We start from the raw sequence: 16555 nt of genomic DNA, 5'->3' as shown, positions 1-16555 counted from the left end.
GGGCCGCGTTGGGTGGGCCTGCCCGCCGTGCCCGTACCCGCCGCGCGAGGCGCCGTCACCCCCGGTCGTACACGGTCGTACGCGGCCCGTCTGTGCGGCGCGCGCAGCGCATGCCGCCGCCCGCGGTGAACTACGCTCGACGCGTCCCGGCAGCGGCTGCGCCGGGGCTCGTACGGCGGACGCAGGCGGACGGGAGCGTGGCCCGTGACGGATCAAGCGGTGCAGCCCGCGGGCGCGGACGGCACACCGGGGCGCCTGCCGGGCGGCAGCACACCGGGGTCCCCGCCGGGCGGCACACCGCAAGTCCCCTGCGGCGGCTGGCACATCGCGGGCCGTGAGGCCGAACTGGCCCAGATGCGGGCCGACTTGGAGAAGGCAGGTCTGCACACCCTCTCCGGGCGCCCTTCCCCGCACAGCCGTGTGCTCCTCATCGCCGGAAGGCCCGGCTCGGGACGTACGGCCCTGGCGGAGGCGTTCGCCGCGCAGACCGCCGCGGACTTCGCCGACGGAGTGCTGCGCGCCCGCCTCACCGAGCCCGGCGGCACCCCCGTACCCACCGAACGCACCGCACGCGAACTGCTCGCCGCCCTCGGTCCCGACCCCGTGCCCGCGGGCGCCGACGAGGACGAACTCACCGAGGCGCTGCGCGCCGAACTGGGCCGCCGCCGCGTGCTGTTGCTCCTGGACGACGTGACCCTTCCCGAGCAGGTGCTCGATCTGCTGCCCGACACCCGCGACTGCCTCGTCGTCGCCGTAAGTGCCGGTCCGCTGCGGGGAGTTCCGGATGTACGGCCCTGCACGCTGGGCGGGCTCGGACGTGACGCGGCGGTGTCGCTGCTCGCCGCGAGGGCGGGTGCACCGCACCGCACGACGGTCGACCCCCGTAGCGCGGAACTCGTCGCCGAGGCGTGCGGGCATCTGCCCGCCGCACTGGTCCTCGCCGGCGGCTGGCTCGCGGCCCGCCCGAAGCTGTCCGTGGCCGAGGCGGCGAAGCAGCTAGGGGAGTCGCCCGCCACCGATCCGCTGGAGCGTGCCTTCGGCCTCGTCGCCGGCTCGTTGACCAGGACGCCGGCCCGGGTGCTGCGGATGCTGGCCCTCGCACCGGACGGCCTCGTCGACGCCCACACCGCGTCGTCGCTCGCGAACTGCCCTGTGGCCACCGCCCGGCAGATCCTGGACGACTTCCTGCGGCTGGGGCTGCTGCGCAACAGCACGCTCGCCTCCGGCTGTTACGCCGTACCGCGCTGCCTGGACCCGCTGCTGCGCGCCCTGCTCGCGGAGCACGAAAGCGCGGAGGAGACCGTGCTCGCCCGTGCGCGGATGCTGGAGCGGACCGTACGGCGCCTGCGTGCGTGCCACGCCGTGACCGAGCCGGAGGGCTCCGAGGCACGCAAGCGTGCGGCGTTCCTGCCGCGCACCGTCCGCTTCGCCTCGCGGCGTGAGGCCCGCGACTGGCTGGAGGCGAGGCGTCCGGCGATACTCGCCGCCGCGCGGCTGGCCGTAGCGGAGGGCGGCGGCAGGCTCGACGGGCTCGCACGGCGGCTGATCTCCGCGCTGGCACGCGCCTTCGACGCTCACCGCTCGCAGGAGGAGGCGGCCCCCGAGCTGTACCGGCTGCACGAGCTGGTGCTGGACGTCGCCGTACGCGCGGGACTTCGGCGCGAGCGGGCCGCGGCGCTGCTCAACCTCGGTGATCTGGACGCCCGCACGGGCAGGCACCGGCGGGCCCTCACCCGGTATCGCGCGGCGCTGGAGGCGGCACGCGGAGGCGAGGAGAGCGGGACCGCGGCGGCCTCCTCCCGCGCCCGTGCCGGGAGTTGGGATCCTGCCGCCGCCGCCCGCGCCCTGGAGTCCATCGGCTCCACATACGAGGACATGGGCGACGCCGAACGCGCAGCCGACTGGTACGGGCGGGCCCTCGCCCACCACCAGATCCGCGACGACCGCGCCGCCGCGGCCCGGCTGCACGGCCGCCTGGGCGCCGTACACACCGGTCAGGGCCGCTATGACGAGGCGCTGCGTCAGTGGCGCGCCGCCGCGGCGAACTTCCGCAGGCTGGGCGACGCCGGAGCACACGCCCGCGCGCTGGCCGAGGCCGCAGGAGTGCACGAGCGGGCGGGACGACCGCAGGAGACGGTGCGCCTGTGTCGTCAGGCCCTGGAGGTCGCGGGGGACGCGGAGGACGAACGGCTGCGTGCCGCGCTGCTGCTGAGGCTGGCCGACGCCTGCGAAAGGACCGGCGACGTACGCGAGGGCAGCAGGCACCGGCAGACGGCTTCTGACCTGCTGAATTCGCACAACCTGACGGTCGACGTGGAGTAGACCTAAGAAACCAATAGTCGCCGCACAAAAAATTGCTTGTTTGTAAGGCTGGACAGCGCGCGATCCTTCATTAGACTGGCGGAGCCGTGGCCCTCCAGGCGACAACCGGCATACATCCGTCATGTGCCTCATGTGCTGCCGTATCGGGATGTGCGCCACGGATGCCTCCCTCGCCCACAGGCGCGGGCGCTTCCGAAACAACCCGAAGTCAAGGACCGTGATCGACGTGAGAGTCGGCATCCCCCGCGAGGTCAAGAACAACGAGTTCCGCGTGGCCATCACCCCGGCCGGTGCGCACGAACTCGTACGCAACGGACACCAGGTCGTCGTGGAGCATGGAGCCGGGATCGGCTCCTCCATCCCGGACGAGGAGTACGTCGCAGCCGGAGCCACCGTTCTCGGCTCGGCCGACGAGGTCTGGGCCACCGCCGACATGCTGCTGAAGGTCAAGGAGCCGGTCGCCGAGGAGTACGGGCGGCTGCGCAAGGACCAGACGCTGTTCACGTATCTCCACCTGGCCGCCTCCAAGGAGTGCACCGACGCCCTTCTGGAGTCGGGCACCACGGCCATCGCCTACGAGACAGTGGAGACCGCCGGCCGCGCCCTGCCGCTGCTCGCCCCGATGTCCGAGGTCGCGGGCCGTATCGCGCCGCAGGTCGGCGCGTACCACCTGATGCGTTCGGCCGGGGGCCGCGGCGTGCTGCCCGGCGGGGTCCCGGGTGTGCCGGCGGGACGCGCAGTCGTCATCGGCGGCGGCGTCTCCGGCTGGAACGCCGCACAGATCGCCATCGGCCTGGGATTCCACGTCACACTGCTCGACAAGGACGTCAACAAGCTCCGCGAGGCCGACCGCATCTTCGGCACCAAGGTGAGCACGGTCGCCTCCAACGCCTACGAGCTCGAACGTGCCGTACTGGAAGCGGACTTGGTGATCGGCGCGGTGCTGATCCCGGGCGCGAAGGCGCCGAAGCTGGTGAGCAACGACCTGGTGCGGCGCATGAAGCCGGGGAGTGTGCTTGTCGACATCGCGATCGACCAGGGCGGCTGCTTCGAGGACTCACGCCCGACCACGCACGCCGAGCCGACCTTCCAGGTCCACGAGTCGGTGTTCTACTGCGTCGCCAACATGCCCGGCGCGGTGCCCAGTACGTCGACGTACGCGCTGACCAACGCCACGCTGCCCTACATCGTGGAACTCGCCGGATGCGGGTGGCGTGAGGCACTCCGCCGGGACGCCACGCTCGCCAAGGGGCTCAACGTCCATGACGGAGAGGTCTTCTACGGGCCCGTGGCCGAGGCGCACGGACTCGGAAGCCGCGAACTCGGCACGCTGCTGGGCTGATTCACGCCCCTTCAGGGGCAGCCGCCCGCGTCAATCGCGCAACTCGGCCACCCCGGACCGATGTTGACCTGTCGTCGAGTCATCGCGCCCGTCCCGCTCCGGACCATGTCACCGGATGTCGTCGGCCCCCGCGTCAAGGGGGCCGGTGGCACGTCCGGGCAGTGCTGACGAGGCCGGTCAGGGGCTCAACTGCGGGCTTTTTCCCGTGAGTTCGCGCGTCTGTGCGCCGCCGTGCGACCCCTCCGGGAGTGTGCCGTGACGCACATTGCCTCTTGACAGCGGAGTGTTCGCACCTCGACACATCGTGCCGTCTCCGGTGGATTGTGTTGCTGCGAACCGCCGACACGCCATAGAGTCGCCAATCGTCGGCATGCTGTCACGCTGACCTGTCTAGAAGTTTCCTGGTCACCAAGGAGGTAGGACGACTTGTGAATGAGTCGACATTTTCTCCCGGGGGTGGTCAACCAGGAGCACCTGTGCGGGGCCAGGGGTCCTCGGGGTCCGAGGATGTCGGCTCCGTAGCTGTCCGCACCTTCGCCGCCCACCAGAGCGCATCACCGACATCAACAGCCCAACAGAGCATGGACGGCCGCCAAGTGAACGCCATGGCCGGGAACTCCGCGGGCGACGAGTCCGCCGAGCTCGCCGACTACAGTGACCCGCACCGCGTCCCCTACGGCGAGCTGCCCGAAGGGCACTTCTACGACCCGGACGCGGACTACGAACCCGACCCCGAGTACGCGGCGACCCTCGCACCCGACGCCGCACGGCAGCGCCGCGAACGGATCGGCCCGACAGGGCGCCCGCTGCCGTACTTCCCGATCCCCGGACCCGTCAGCGAGCCCGGCCCCGCGAAGATCATCGCGATGTGCAACCAGAAGGGCGGCGTGGGCAAGACGACCTCCGCCATCAACCTGGGCGCCGCGCTGGCGGAGTACGGACGTCGCGTGCTGCTCGTCGACTTCGACCCGCAGGGCGCGCTGTCGGTCGGCCTCGGCGTGAATCCGATGGAGCTCGAACTCACGGTCTACAACCTGCTGATGGAGCGCGGTCTGGCACCCGACGAGGTGCTGCTGAAGACCGCCGTCGCGGGGATGGACCTGCTGCCCAGCAACATCGACCTCTCGGCCGCCGAAGTGCAGCTCGTGAGCGAGGTAGCCCGTGAGTCGACGCTTCAGCGCGCCCTGCAACCGCTGCTGAGCGACTACGACTTCATCGTCATCGACTGCCAGCCCTCCCTCGGCCTGCTGACCGTGAACGCGCTCACCGCGGCGCACAAGGTGATCGTGCCGCTGGAGTGCGAGTTCTTCGCGCTGCGCGGCGTCGCCCTGCTCACCGAGACGATCGAGAAGGTCCAGGAACGGCTCAACCCGGAGCTGGAACTCGACGGAATCCTGGCCACGATGTACGACTCACGCACGGTGCACAGCCGCGAGGTGCTGGCCCGCGTCGTCGAGGCGTTCGACGACAACGTCTACCACACCGTCATCGGACGGACCGTCCGCTTCCCGGAGACGACCGTCGCCGGCGAGCCCATCACGACGTACGCCTCCAACTCCGTAGGTGCCGCCGCCTATCGCCAGCTCGCCAGGGAGGTGCTCGCCCGGTGCCACGCCGAGTGAGTCTTCCGGCTGCTGACGAACTCTTCCGCACGACCGGGGGCTCCGCGGTTCAGCCGTCGACCCCCTCGAACCAGAACCACATCAACGGTGAGGAGTCCGCCGACAAGAACGCACAGTCCACGACCCGGGTGCCGGCACCGGCCGGGGGACGGGACTCCGCCGACTCCTCGTCCGTGGACGCGGCGGAGGAGACGGACTCCGGCATCGGCGAGGACGCCGACTCCGAGGCCGGGGACGGCGGCGGCAGCGAGCACAGCGCGGCGGGAGAGGGCGACGAGTCCGGCGCCGAAGGGGGCGCGACGCCCGGCGGCCCCGCCTCCGGCGGCAGCGAGCACACGGGCCGTGACAGCGGCGAGGGACCGGACAGGCAGCCGGGACCGCGCCGTTCGGTCCCCGGCCAGGGCAACTCCCAAGGCGGCGTGGGGCGTTCGGGCGGCGGCCAGGGCGGAAGCGCGGGAGCCATGGATGTCCCGCCCCGTCAGAGCGCGGGCCCCGTCGGCGGCCCGGCGGCCAAGTCCCCGCAGCAGACGAAGAGTTCACGCACCGCCGAGCCCAGGACCCGCCAGCCCGCGGGCAGTACGGGCAGGCGCGGCGGACGCGGCGCCAACCGCCGCCCCAGCGGACGCGAACGGCACGACGAGAAGATCACGGTCTATGTCTCCGCCGAGGAGCTGATGGACCTGGAGCACGCCCGCCTCGTGCTGCGCGGCGAGCACGGCCTGGCCGTGGACCGCGGCCGTATCGTGCGCGAGGCCGTGGCGGTCGTACTGGCCGACCTGGAATCCCGGGGGGACGCGAGCATCCTCGTACGGCGGCTGCGGGGGCGCTGAACCGACCTGTGCGCCACCACATCCGAAAGCGCGGGCACTTGAGTGAGCCGGAACGCCCTGTCCGGCTCCTCCCCAGTACGCTGCCCCGCGATGCCCACTCCTGACGACCGCCCCGAGCCCACGCCCCGCGCCGCCCGCCGCGCCCTGGGGCGCGGGCCGGGCACACCTGCCGCCGGGGCGGGGGACCCGGGGGCCGTGCGGGAGGCCGAGCCCGAGGCGGAGGTCGTACGGGACCCGGTGGCCGAGCGAGAAGCCGTGCGGCAGCCGGTAGTCGAGCAGGGGACCGCGCCCGGGCCGGAACCCGCGTCCGGGTCCGAGGCCGTACGGGAGCCGGAGCCGGAGACCGAACCCGGGCCCGCACACACGCGGGAGCGCGTACCGGAGCCCGAACCCGAGCCGGACGTACCGGTGTCGGACGGACCCGCGTCGCACGAACCGGCGGACGACGACGAGCCCGCCGCCGGTGAATCGTCTCCGCATGACGAGACCCGGGAGGACCCCGGGACCCGGGAGGACCCCGGGACCCGGGAGGACCCCGGCCGGGACGGCGGCCAGGACGACGGCCGGGGCGACGGACGGGCCGGGACCGAGGACGGCGCCGAAGAGCAGCCCGACGACGGGCGGTTCAAGGTCGTACTGGACAACTTCGAGGGTCCCTTCGACCTCCTGCTCCAGCTCATCTCCAAGCACAAGCTGGACGTCACGGAGGTCGCGCTCTCCAAGGTCACCGACGAGTTCATGGCCTACATCCACGCCATGGGCCCCGACTACGACCTCGACCAGACGACCGAATTCCTCGTCGTGGCCTCGACGTTGCTCGATCTCAAAGCCGCGCGGCTGCTGCCCGCCGCGGAGGTCGAGGACGAGGAGGACCTCGCGCTGCTGGAGGCCCGCGACCTGCTCTTCGCCCGCCTGCTCCAGTACCGTGCGTACAAGGAGATCGCCGGGATCTTCGCCGAGCGCATGGCACAGGAGGCGCACCGCCACCCCCGTACGGTCGGCCTCGAACCTCATCACGCCGAGCTGCTGCCCGAAGTCGCCATCAGCATCGGCCCGGAGGGCTTCGCCCGGCTCGCGGTGAAGGCGATGCGGCCGAAGCCGAAGCCGCAGGTGTACGTGGAGCACATCCACGCACCGCTGGTGAGCGTGCGCGAGCAGGCCGAGGTGGTCGTGGCCCGGCTCCGGGAGCTGGGCGAGGCGACCTTCCAGCAGCTCACGCAGGACGCCCCGGACGTCCTCACGGTCGTCGCGCGCTTCCTCGCGCTGCTGGAACTCTTCCGTGAACGTGCCGTGGATCTCGAACAGGAGGAGGCGCTGGGTTCGCTCACCGTCCGCTGGAGCGGCGAGGACGGCAAGGAGCCGCTGGTGACGGACGAGTTCGACCAGGAGCCCGGACCGCAGGACGGGGACGGCACGCACGACGGCGAGCCGGAGCCGGCGGCGGGCTCCCGGGAGGAGTACGGGCGGGAGTCCGCGCCCGAGGAGGAGTTGAAGGCATGAGCGGGGAGACGTACGAGATCCAGGAGGCGGCGGCGGACGTGCCGGACGAACCAGCGCGCGGCGCGGAAGCGGCCACAGCCGCGGACCGGCACACAGCGACCGGCCCCGAACCGGACGAGCACGCCGCCGAGACCGCCGCGGGGTCCGCCGGTGACGGGACCGCCGAGGCCACCGATGCGGGTGAGGAGAGCGAAGCTGACGAGGCCGCCGAGACCCACGAGGTCCCCGACGGTGCCGGACTCCCGGACGTATCCGATGCGCCCGAGGAACCCGAGGGTGTCGCCGCGCTCGAGCTGAAGCCCGCTCTCGAAGCCGTGCTGATGGTCGTCGACGAACCGGCCACCGAGGAGCACCTGGCGAAGGTGCTCCAGCGCCGCCGCCGTGAGATCTCCGACGCCCTGCGCGAACTCGCCGACGAGTACGACCGGCAGCGGCGCGGCTTCGAGCTGCGGTTCGTCGCCGAGGGCTGGCGCTTCTACACGCGTGCCGAGTTCTCCGAGGCCGTGGAGAGCTTCGTACTGGACGGCCAGCAGGCACGGCTGACCCAGGCCGCCCTGGAGACGCTCGCCGTCGTCGCCTACCGCCAGCCCGTGAGCCGCTCCCGGGTCTCGGCCGTACGAGGAGTCAACTGCGACGGCGTGATGCGTACGCTCCTCCAGCGGGGGCTGGTCCAGGAGGCGGGCGCGGAACCCGAGACGGGTGCGATCCTGTACACGACGACGCATTACTTCCTGGAGCGTCTGGGCCTGAGAGGACTCGACGAGCTTCCGGAGCTGGCGCCCTTCCTTCCCGAGGCGGACGCCGTGGAGGGGGATTCCCAGGAGGGGGTGCCGTCGTTCGACGTAGACGCAGACGACGGCGGCGACGCGGTCCACGACAGAACGCAGACGGAACACTGATGCGAAGCAGCGGCAACACCGGCGGCAACCGTAAGAACAGGGGCACGGGCGGCAGGCAGTCCCCCCGCCCGGCCGGCGGAGGCGGAGGAAGGCCGAAGCGCACGGAGCGCCCGCGCCCGGAGGAACGCCGCTACGGCAGGGGCGAGGGACCCGGCTCCGCGAGCGGCGCCGGAGGCGGCAAGCCCGGCGCACGAGGCGGCGGCCGTAGCGGGAGCGCACCGAAGCCGGGCGCCAAGTCCGGCCCCAAGTCCACTGCCAAGCCCGGCGGTAGGCCCGGCGCCAAGGGCGGCCGCAAGAGCGGCCCCGAGAGCGCCCCGAAGAGCGGCACGGCACGGGGCGCGGCAGCCCGTGGCGTAGCGGCGAGGAACGCCGCCAAGAGCGGACCCCGCAAGGTCACCGGCAGCGGCGCCCCCAAGGCCCGCGCCCGCAACGCGTCAGCGCCCTCGCGTCCCCGCGAGTACGAGGCGCAGATCGAGGAGCGCAACCGCGCCCGCCACACCAAGCCCGCCGCGAAGCTTCCGAAGACCTTCGGCGAGCAGGAGGGCGAGCGCCTCCAGAAGGTGCTGGCACGCGCGGGCATGGGCTCACGGCGTGCGTGCGAGGAGCTGATCGAGCAGGCGAGGGTCGAGGTCAACGGCGAGATCGTCGTCGAGCAGGGCCTCCGGGTGGACCCCGGCAAGGACGAGATCAAGGTCGACGGGCTGACGATCGCCTCCCAGTCGTATGTCTTCTTCGCGCTCAACAAGCCCTCGGGCGTCGTCGCGTCGATGGAGGACCCGGAGGGCCGCCAGTGCCTGGGCGACTACGTCCAGAACCGGGAGACCCGCCTCTTCCACGTCGGCCGCCTCGACACCGAGACCGAGGGGCTGATACTCCTCACCAACCACGGTGAGCTGGCCCACCGCCTCACCCACCCCCGCTACGGCGTGAAGAAGACGTACCTCGCCGCGATCCAGGGCCCGCTACCGCGCGACCTCGGCAAGCGCCTCAAGGACGGCATCAGGCTGGACGACGGCTTCGCACGCGCGGACCACTTCCGCGTCGTGGAGAACACCGGCAAGAACTATCTCGTCGAGGTCTCCCTCCACGAGGGGCGCAAGCACATCGTGCGCCGCATGCTCTCCGAGGCGGGCTTCCCCGTCGAACGGCTCGTAAGGACCCGCTTCGGACCCATCGCGCTCGGCGACCAGAAGTCGGGCTGGCTGCGCCGTATGACCAACACCGAGGTCGGCATGCTCATGAACGAGGTCGGCCTCTAACGGCGCCTCCCCGGCCTCCCGCCGCGCTCCTCCCCGGGCCGTCGTCTCAGTGTGCGGTCCGTACGGACGTCCGCTCTCCCCGTCGATCTACGCTGTGCGACGTCGGCCGCGCCCTCGGGCGTACGCCGGGGCAAGGCAGCGGAGAGCGGCAGGGGAGCGGGGCAGGCGTGGCGGTACGAGCGGTGCGGGGAGCCGTCCAGCTTGAACGGGACGAGTCCGCCCATATGCACGAGCGGGTGTCGGCGCTGATGACCAGCCTGCTGGAGCGCAACGGCCTGACCGCCGACGACCTCATCAGCGTCTGGTTCACGGCCACCCCCGATCTGCACAGCGACTTCCCGGCCGCGGGCGCACGTAAGCTCGGCATCGTGGACGTCCCGCTGATCTGCGCCCAGGAACTCGACGTCGCCGGTGCCATGCCGCGCGTGGTGCGGGTGCTGGCGCACATCGAGTCCGATCTGCCCAAGTCGCGGATCGACCACGTCTACCTCGGGGCCGCGGCGGCGCTCCGCAAGGACATCGCCCAGTGACCCGCGAGCACTCAGGACCCGCGAGAACCCAGTGACCTGCAAGCACCCAGCGATCCGCAAGCATCCAGCGATCCACGAGGACGTCGACCGGTAATGCGTACAGCTCTCGTCGTCGGCACGGGCCTCATCGGCACCTCCGCGGCCCTCGCCCTCACCGGACGCGGAGTGCGGGTGCACCTGCGCGATCTCGATCCGGAGCGCGTACGTACGGCGACGGCGCTCGGCGCGGGCACCGACGCGGAGCCGTCGGGCGCAGTGGACCTGGCGATCGTGGCCGTACCGCCGGCGCACGTGGCACGAACCGTCGGCGACGTCCAGCGCGCCGGCCTCGCCAGGGCCTGCATCGACGTGGCCAGCGTCAAGGGCGGACCGCGCCGCGAACTCGCCGGGCTCGGCGGCGACCTGGCCGGATACCTGGGCACCCACCCCATGTCCGGCCGGGAGCAGAACGGGCCGCTGGCCGCGACCGCCGACCTCTTCGAGGGACGTCCCTGGGTGCTCACCCCCACCGCCGAGACCGACACCGAGGTGCTCAACCTCGCGCTGGAACTGGTCGCGCTGTGCGGCGCCGTCCCGGTGGTGATGGACGCCGACGCGCACGACCGTGCCGTGGCCCTCGTATCGCACACCCCGCAGCTTCTGTCGAGCATGATCGCGGCCCGTCTGGAGGCGGCCGACGAGACGGCCGTGCGCCTGTGCGGCCAGGGCATCCGCGACGTCACGCGCATCGCGGCCTCCGACCCGGCGATGTGGGTGGAGATCCTCTCCGCCAACCCGGGCCCGGTCGCGGACATCCTCGCGGAGGTGGCGACCGACCTCGACGAGGCCGTACGGGCGCTGCGCGCGCTCGGCTCGGCGGACGAGGAGAAGCGGGGCGGCGGCGTCGCGGGCATCGAGCGGGTGCTGCGCCGGGGCAACTCGGGCCGGGCGAGGGTGCCGGGCAAGCACGGGCAGGCACCGGCGGCGTACCGGACCGTGGCGGTCCTCATCAGCGACCGGCCGGGCGAGCTGGCCCGTATCTTCGCCGACGCGGGCGCGGTCGGCGTCAACATCGAGGACGTACGCATCGAGCACGCGACCGGCCAGCAGGCCGGCCATGTGCAGCTCATGGTGGAACCCGGTGCGGCACCCGTGCTGGAGACGGCGCTTCGCGAACGCGGCTGGTCGCTGCGGCAGCAGTGAGCGCGAGGGCGTGCACGGCGGTGCACGCGCGAACGACGTGCGGGACCCCGCGACGCCCCCCGGCGGTCCCGCGACGCCCCCGACGGTCCCGCGGCGTCCCCGCGGAGGCCGTGCGAGGGCGGCGGGCCGGAGCCCCCCGGTGAGCCGGTAGCCTTGTGCCCGGGCCGGTACGGCACGGCCCCGACCGCTCCTGCCCGTGCTCCAGAAAGGTCCCCCACAGCGTGTCTGCAGTGATTGTCGCCATCGACGGCCCCTCCGGCACGGGCAAGTCCAGCACCTCCAAGGCCGTCGCGGAGGCCATGGGCCTGAGCTACCTGGACACCGGAGCGCAGTACAGGGCGATCACGTGGTGGATGCTGAGCAACGGCGTGCCCGCCGACGACGCGGAGGCGGTCGCGGCAGCCGCCGCCAAGCCCGTGATCGACTCCGGCACCGATCCGGCGGCGCCCACCATCGCCGTGGACGGTACGGACGCCTCGGGGCCCATCCGTTCCAAGGAGGTCACGGCGGCGGTCAGTTCCGTCAGCGCCGTACCCGAGGTGCGGTCACGTATCACCGCGCTGCAACGTGCCATCGCGGCCGAGGCGCCCGGCGGGATCGTCGTCGAGGGCCGGGACATCGGCACCACCGTCCTCCCCGACGCGGACCTCAAGATCTTCCTCACGGCCTCGCCCGAGGCCCGCGCGTCCCGGCGCAGCGGTGAGCTGAAGGGCAAGGACGCCACGGATCTCTCGGCGACCCGCGAGGCGCTGATCAAGCGCGACGCCGCCGACAGCGGCCGTAAGACCTCGCCGCTGAAGAAGGCCGACGACGCCGTCGAGGTGGACACCACCGAGCTGACGCTGGAGCAGGTCGTCGAGTGCGTCGTCACGCTCGTCGAGCAGGCCGCGGCCGCCAAGGGCGGCGGCACCGTCGGAGCGGAAGCGGCCGAGGCGGCCGATGAGAAGGCGGGGCAGATCTCCAAGTGACTTCGACCGGCTCCGCCCCCGGTACGCGAGGGGCAGTGGCCGGACGCCGTATCGGTCTGGCCGTGATGCACGGCCTGTGGCGTCCGCGCGTGCTGGGCGCCTGGCGCGTACCGCCGAGCGGGCCCGCGATCCTGGCCGTCAACCACTCGCACTTCGTCGACGGCCCGATGCTGATCGGCACCTCCCCGCGGCCCGTGCACTTTCTCGTCAAGAAGGAGGCGTTCGTCGGGCCGCTCGGCCCGTTCCTGCGCGGCATCGGGCAGATCTCCGTCGACCGCGGCGGCACCGACCGTGCCGCCGTACTCTCCGCGCTCGGCGTGCTGGAGCGCGGCGGGGTTCTGGGCATCTTCCCCGAAGGCACCCGTGGCGAGGGGGACTTCGCCTCGCTGCGCTCGGGGCTCGCGTACTTCGCCGTACGCTCGGGGGCGCCCGTCGTGCCGGTCGCGGTGCTCGGCAGCAACGACCGTCCGGGCCGTTGCGTCAAGGCGCTTCCCGCGGTGCGCAGCCGTATCGACGTGGTCTTCGGCGACCCGTTCGAGGCGGGCGACGGCAGCGGCCGGCGTACGCGTGCGGCGCTGGACGAGGCGACGGTACGCATCCGCAAGCGGCTCTCGGACCACCTGGCGGACGCACGCCGGACCACGGAGCGCTGACGGGACGCGAACGCCGGCCGGCCTGCCGCCCTCCCGCCCGGGCACAAGGCTCAAGGCACACGCCACACGGCGAACAGCACACGGCAAGCGGGCCGCCGAAGGCCCGGCAGACTTGAAGTAGCCGCGGCGCGGACCTCCGTACCGCGGCGGACCACCTGATGTGAACGACGAGGACGAGACCGCATGGACGACAACGGACAGCACGGCGTGTACGAGCCCGGGCACGACCACGGCGAGCTGGACGACGCCGAGTTCGACCGGTTCATGGAACTCGCCGCCGAGGAGGGGTTCGACGCCGAGGAGGTGGAGGGCGCCCTGGAGGAGGCCGCACAGGGCCCGCTGCCCGTGCTGGCCGTCGTAGGACGCCCCAACGTCGGCAAGTCGACACTGGTCAACCGGATTCTCGGCCGCCGTGAGGCCGTCGTCGAGGACCGTCCCGGGGTGACCCGTGACCGCGTGACCTACGAGGCCGACTGGGCCGGACGCCGGTTCAAGGTCGTCGACACCGGCGGCTGGGAGCAGGACGTGCTCGGCATGGAGGCGACCGTCGCCGCCCAGGCGGAGTTCGCGGTGGAGGCGGCGGACGCCGTCGTGTTCGTCGTGGACGCCCAGGTCGGCCCGACCGACACCGACGAGGCCGTCGTACGGATGCTGCGCAAGGCCGGGAAGCCCGTCGTGCTGTGCGCCAACAAGGTCGACGGCCCGACGGGGGAGGCCGACGCCGCCTATCTGTGGGGGCTCGGACTGGGCGAGCCGCACCCCGTCTCGGCGCTGCACGGACGGGGCACGGGCGATCTGCTGGACGTCGTGCTGGAGGCGCTGCCGGAGGCGCCCGAGCAGACCTTCGGGGGAGCGCGGCCTGGCGGTCCGCGCCGGATCGCGCTCATCGGACGCCCCAACGTCGGCAAGTCCTCGCTGCTGAACAAGGTCGCCAAGCAGGAGCGCGTCGTCGTCGACGCGACCGCCGGGACGACCCGCGACCCGGTGGACGAACTCATCGAACTGGCCGGAAAGAGCTGGATGTTCGTCGACACGGCAGGCATCCGCCGCCGTGTGCACCTCCAGGAGGGCGCCGACTACTACGCGTCCCTGCGTACCGCGGCGGCGCTGGAGAAGGCGGAGGTCGCGGTCGTACTGATCGATGTGACCGAGCCGATCAGCGTGCAGGACCTGCGCATCATCACCATGGCGGTCGAGGCCGGACGGGCCCTCGTCATCGCGTACAACAAGTGGGACAACCTGGACGACGAGCGCCGCTTCTATCTGGAGCGTGAGATCGAACGGGACCTGGTCCAGGTCCGCTGGGCGCCGCGCGTGAACATCTCGGCCCGTACGGGGCGGCACATGGAGAAGCTGGTGCCCGCCATCGAGACGGCGCTGGAGGGCTGGGAGACGCGGGTGCCGACCGGGAAGCTGAACTCGTTCCTCGGGGAGATCGTCGCCTCGCACCCGCACCCCGTACGCGGTGGCAAGCAGCCGCGCATCCTCTTCGGGACGCAGGCGGGCACCCGGCCGCCTCGCTTCGTGCTCTTCGCGTCGGGCTTCCTGGAGGCGGGCTACCGGCGCTTCGTGGAGCGGCGTCTGCGCGAGGAGTTCGGCTTCGAGGGGACGCCGCTGCACATGTCGGTGCGGGTGCGGGAGAAGCGCGGCAGGAAGCGCTAGCGGCCCGGGTGCCCTCGACCTGCCGCGGGCCGGGGCCCTCGACCTCCCGGTGTCTGTCCCGGGCCCCGTCGAGCGGTCAGTACCGCGGTGACTGGCCGTCGCGCGGTGCGGGCGGCAGCGCCGGTACGCGGCTGCCGTGCCGGGGGAGGGCGTCGTGCGCCGACCAGTCGTCGCCGTGGCGGCCCTCGTCGCCCCAGTTTCCGGTGCCGGTGCCGTGCACGGTCCCGAAGCCCTGGAAGCGGAGTTCCTCCTCGCCGCTGCGGTCGCCCGGCAGGGTGCGGAAGAGCCTGCCGTACTCCGCGTACAACGCGTCGTAGATGGGCGTAGGGGAGGAGTGGGCCGAGGGGGCGTCGTGGCTCGGGCGCATCGCCGGGATGCCCAGGCCGGGGCCTCTGCCCTGGTCGCGGTAGGGACGGTGGGATCGTGAAGGTTCGTATGGCTGCACGTCTGGGCCAACGACGGCGCCGCCCCACGGATGCGGGGCGGCGCGGCGAATGACCTGTTCGCAGGGGTCGTCGGAGTTCGCGTAGGGGCGCAGGGGGCTCGTGGGGGTGGGGCCCCGGCCGTGCGTACGAACCCGCCGCAGGCGGCGGCCCGTCGGGGCCGGGGCGCGGACGGTGTCAGGAACCGGCGAGCGGCATCGCCGCACCGACGAGGACTCCCCGTGCGGCGGCCTGCACCAGCGCTTCGCGCAGCAGATCCTCGCGGGGTTGCTGTCCGATGGCGCCGACGGGTGCCGCGTAGACGAGCACGGTGTTGCTCTGGTTCGCCGCGTTGCGCCAGCCGTCGGTGACCGGCAGGGCCTGGTGGGCCTGCCACCAGATGTTCTGCTGGGGCGAGTTGCCCGTGGGCGGCTGGAGGATCGCGTGGAGCTGGCCCATCGCGACGAGCACCGACCAGCCCGGTACGGGCGCCGGGGGCCGGGTGAGGCCGGTGACGGGGAGGAAGCCCTGTTCGAGGAGGAGGGGCAGGAAGTCGTCGGCCTGTCCGTCGGAGCCGGGGCGGGCGATGCGTGAGGTGGGCTCTACGGCGACGGCCGCGTGCACCGTGTCGTCGATGAGGACCTGACCGCAGGTGACGCCGAGCACGGCACGCTCCGGAGCGCGCTGCCCGGCGTTCGCGGCGGCGGGGGCGCCGGGAGCCGGTGCGGCGCCGGGCCCCACGCCGGGTCCTGCGCCCGGCCCCGCACCGGGTCCCGCACCGGGCGAGGGCGTGCGCGGAGGCGCGGCGCCGTGGCCGCCGTGCGGAGGAACAGCCGTATAGGGAGGCGGAGTTGCCGGTGGAGCCACCGGAGCGTGTACAGGGGCGCCGGCTGCACCGTCCGGGGCGGCCGACGGCGCGGGCACCGAAGGCGCCGGGGAGACCCCTGGCGACACCCCGGGCGAAGGCCCGGGAGCGGGCGTCACGTTGGGCCCGACGGGAGTGGGACCGGTCACGGCACCGGCACCAGGACCGGCACCGGGCTGCTGCGTCTCCGCCCCCGCCGCCGCTTCGGCGGTGATCGTACGGACGGCGCCCTGCACTTCCTCCTCCGAGACCCTGATCACCTGGGAGGGGACGCAGGCGGCGTGCGCGAAGGCGAGTACCGCGGTCTCGTCCCCGACGAACAGCACGGTGCTGGTGGGTACTCGGCCCGGGTCGCCGGGAGTGCGGCACGAGGTGCAGTCGTAGCGGCCCGGGGCGTTGTCGCCCGCGAGCAGCCTGTCGGCTTCATCATCGCCGATCTCGGCACGTACGTCGTCGCTGACATCGAGCATGGGGGACACGGGGGCTCCCTGGGCGTTCG

Annotated in this window: 13 protein-coding genes and 2 pseudogenes; 12 read left to right on the top strand and 3 right to left on the bottom strand. The window is 72.6% G+C overall.

From position 1 onward, the window contains the following. Window positions 1–204: 204 nt before the first annotated feature. The 12 genes from MMA15_RS27775 to der all read left to right on the top strand — a co-directional run bounded on the left by MMA15_RS27775 (window position 205) and on the right by der (window position 14769). Window positions 205–2322, top strand: a complete 2118-nt coding sequence (locus MMA15_RS27775) for a tetratricopeptide repeat protein (protein WP_372498168.1) — start codon at window positions 205–207, stop codon at window positions 2320–2322. 226 nt (window positions 2323–2548) lie between these two features. Then, window positions 2549–3664 carry an alanine dehydrogenase gene (gene ald / locus MMA15_RS03510; protein WP_241062958.1) on the top strand — a complete coding sequence of 372 codons (1116 nt, stop codon included), beginning with the start codon at window positions 2549–2551 and terminating at the stop codon, window positions 3662–3664. A gap of 428 nt (window positions 3665–4092) precedes the next feature. After that, window positions 4093–5286 carry a ParA family protein gene (locus MMA15_RS03505; RefSeq protein WP_241057449.1) on the top strand — a complete coding sequence of 398 codons (1194 nt, stop codon included), beginning with the start codon at window positions 4093–4095 and terminating at the stop codon, window positions 5284–5286. Next, complete coding sequence (locus tag MMA15_RS03500; protein ID WP_241057448.1) at window positions 5283–6116, top strand: hypothetical protein; 834 nt, start codon at window positions 5283–5285, stop codon at window positions 6114–6116. Before MMA15_RS03505 ends, MMA15_RS03500 begins: the two co-directional genes overlap by 4 nt. A 90-nt stretch (window positions 6117–6206) precedes the next feature. Beyond that, window positions 6207–7616: a segregation/condensation protein A gene (locus tag MMA15_RS03495; protein WP_241057447.1), complete on the top strand. Its 1410-nt coding sequence runs from the start codon at window positions 6207–6209 to the stop codon at window positions 7614–7616. 293 nt (window positions 7617–7909) lie between these two features. After that, window positions 7910–8515 (top strand): SMC-Scp complex subunit ScpB, encoded by a 606-nt coding sequence (gene scpB / locus MMA15_RS03490; RefSeq protein WP_241062957.1) that lies wholly within the window; start codon window positions 7910–7912, stop codon window positions 8513–8515. Continuing rightward, on the top strand, window positions 8515–9774 hold the full coding sequence (locus MMA15_RS03485) for a pseudouridine synthase (protein WP_241057446.1): 1260 nt from the start codon (window positions 8515–8517) through the stop codon (window positions 9772–9774). Before scpB ends, MMA15_RS03485 begins: the two co-directional genes overlap by 1 nt. Window positions 9775–9941: 167 nt before the next feature. After that, complete coding sequence (gene aroH, locus MMA15_RS03480; protein WP_241057445.1) at window positions 9942–10304, top strand: chorismate mutase; 363 nt, start codon at window positions 9942–9944, stop codon at window positions 10302–10304. 93 nt (window positions 10305–10397) lie between these two features. Next, complete coding sequence (locus MMA15_RS03475; protein ID WP_241057444.1) at window positions 10398–11486, top strand: prephenate dehydrogenase; 1089 nt, start codon at window positions 10398–10400, stop codon at window positions 11484–11486. Between the two features lie 221 nt (window positions 11487–11707). Beyond that, complete coding sequence (cmk, locus tag MMA15_RS03470) at window positions 11708–12454, top strand: (d)CMP kinase (RefSeq protein ID WP_241057443.1); 747 nt, start codon at window positions 11708–11710, stop codon at window positions 12452–12454. Between the two features lie 65 nt (window positions 12455–12519). After that, entirely contained in the window at window positions 12520–13107 is a 588-nt protein-coding gene (locus tag MMA15_RS03465; RefSeq protein WP_241062956.1) for a lysophospholipid acyltransferase family protein, read from the top strand. 183 nt (window positions 13108–13290) lie between these two features. Continuing rightward, window positions 13291–14769 (top strand): ribosome biogenesis GTPase Der, encoded by a 1479-nt coding sequence (gene der, locus MMA15_RS03460; protein ID WP_241057442.1) that lies wholly within the window; start codon window positions 13291–13293, stop codon window positions 14767–14769. Between the two features lie 76 nt (window positions 14770–14845). On the opposite strand, the gene MMA15_RS27770 is transcribed toward der, so the two are convergent. The 3 genes and pseudogenes from MMA15_RS27770 to MMA15_RS28630 form a co-directional block, all read right to left on the bottom strand. Continuing rightward, window positions 14846–15136 carry a hypothetical protein gene (locus MMA15_RS27770; protein ID WP_277401477.1) on the bottom strand — a complete coding sequence of 97 codons (291 nt, stop codon included), beginning with the start codon at window positions 15134–15136 and terminating at the stop codon, window positions 14846–14848. A gap of 253 nt (window positions 15137–15389) precedes the next feature. Next, window positions 15390–15923 (bottom strand): annotated as a pseudogene (locus tag MMA15_RS03450) (DUF8842 C-terminal domain-containing protein); the annotation flags it as partial. Between the two features lie 320 nt (window positions 15924–16243). Beyond that, window positions 16244–16526: pseudogene (locus MMA15_RS28630) on the bottom strand (hypothetical protein); the annotation flags it as partial. Between the last annotated feature and the right edge of the window lie 29 nt (window positions 16527–16555).

The organism is Streptomyces marispadix (assembly GCF_022524345.1).
Lineage (GTDB): Bacteria > Actinomycetota > Actinomycetes > Streptomycetales > Streptomycetaceae > Streptomyces > Streptomyces marispadix.
Note: the sequence above shows the minus strand (reverse complement) of the source record. Positions and strands in the feature narration are given on the sequence as shown.

Excerpts from the sequence above, each read along its gene's own strand:
- der (WP_241057442.1), top strand. The coding sequence starts at position 13,291 with ATGGACGACAACGGACAGCACGGCGTGTACGAGCCCGGGCACGACCAC.
- MMA15_RS03485 (WP_241057446.1), top strand. The coding sequence starts at position 8,515 with ATGCGAAGCAGCGGCAACACCGGCGGCAACCGTAAGAACAGGGGCACG.
- MMA15_RS27770 (WP_277401477.1), bottom strand. The coding sequence starts at position 15,136 with ATGCGCCCGAGCCACGACGCCCCCTCGGCCCACTCCTCCCCTACGCCC.
- MMA15_RS03475 (WP_241057444.1), top strand. The coding sequence starts at position 10,398 with ATGCGTACAGCTCTCGTCGTCGGCACGGGCCTCATCGGCACCTCCGCG.
- MMA15_RS03465 (WP_241062956.1), top strand. The coding sequence starts at position 12,520 with ATGCACGGCCTGTGGCGTCCGCGCGTGCTGGGCGCCTGGCGCGTACCG.
- MMA15_RS03495 (WP_241057447.1), top strand. The coding sequence starts at position 6,207 with ATGCCCACTCCTGACGACCGCCCCGAGCCCACGCCCCGCGCCGCCCGC.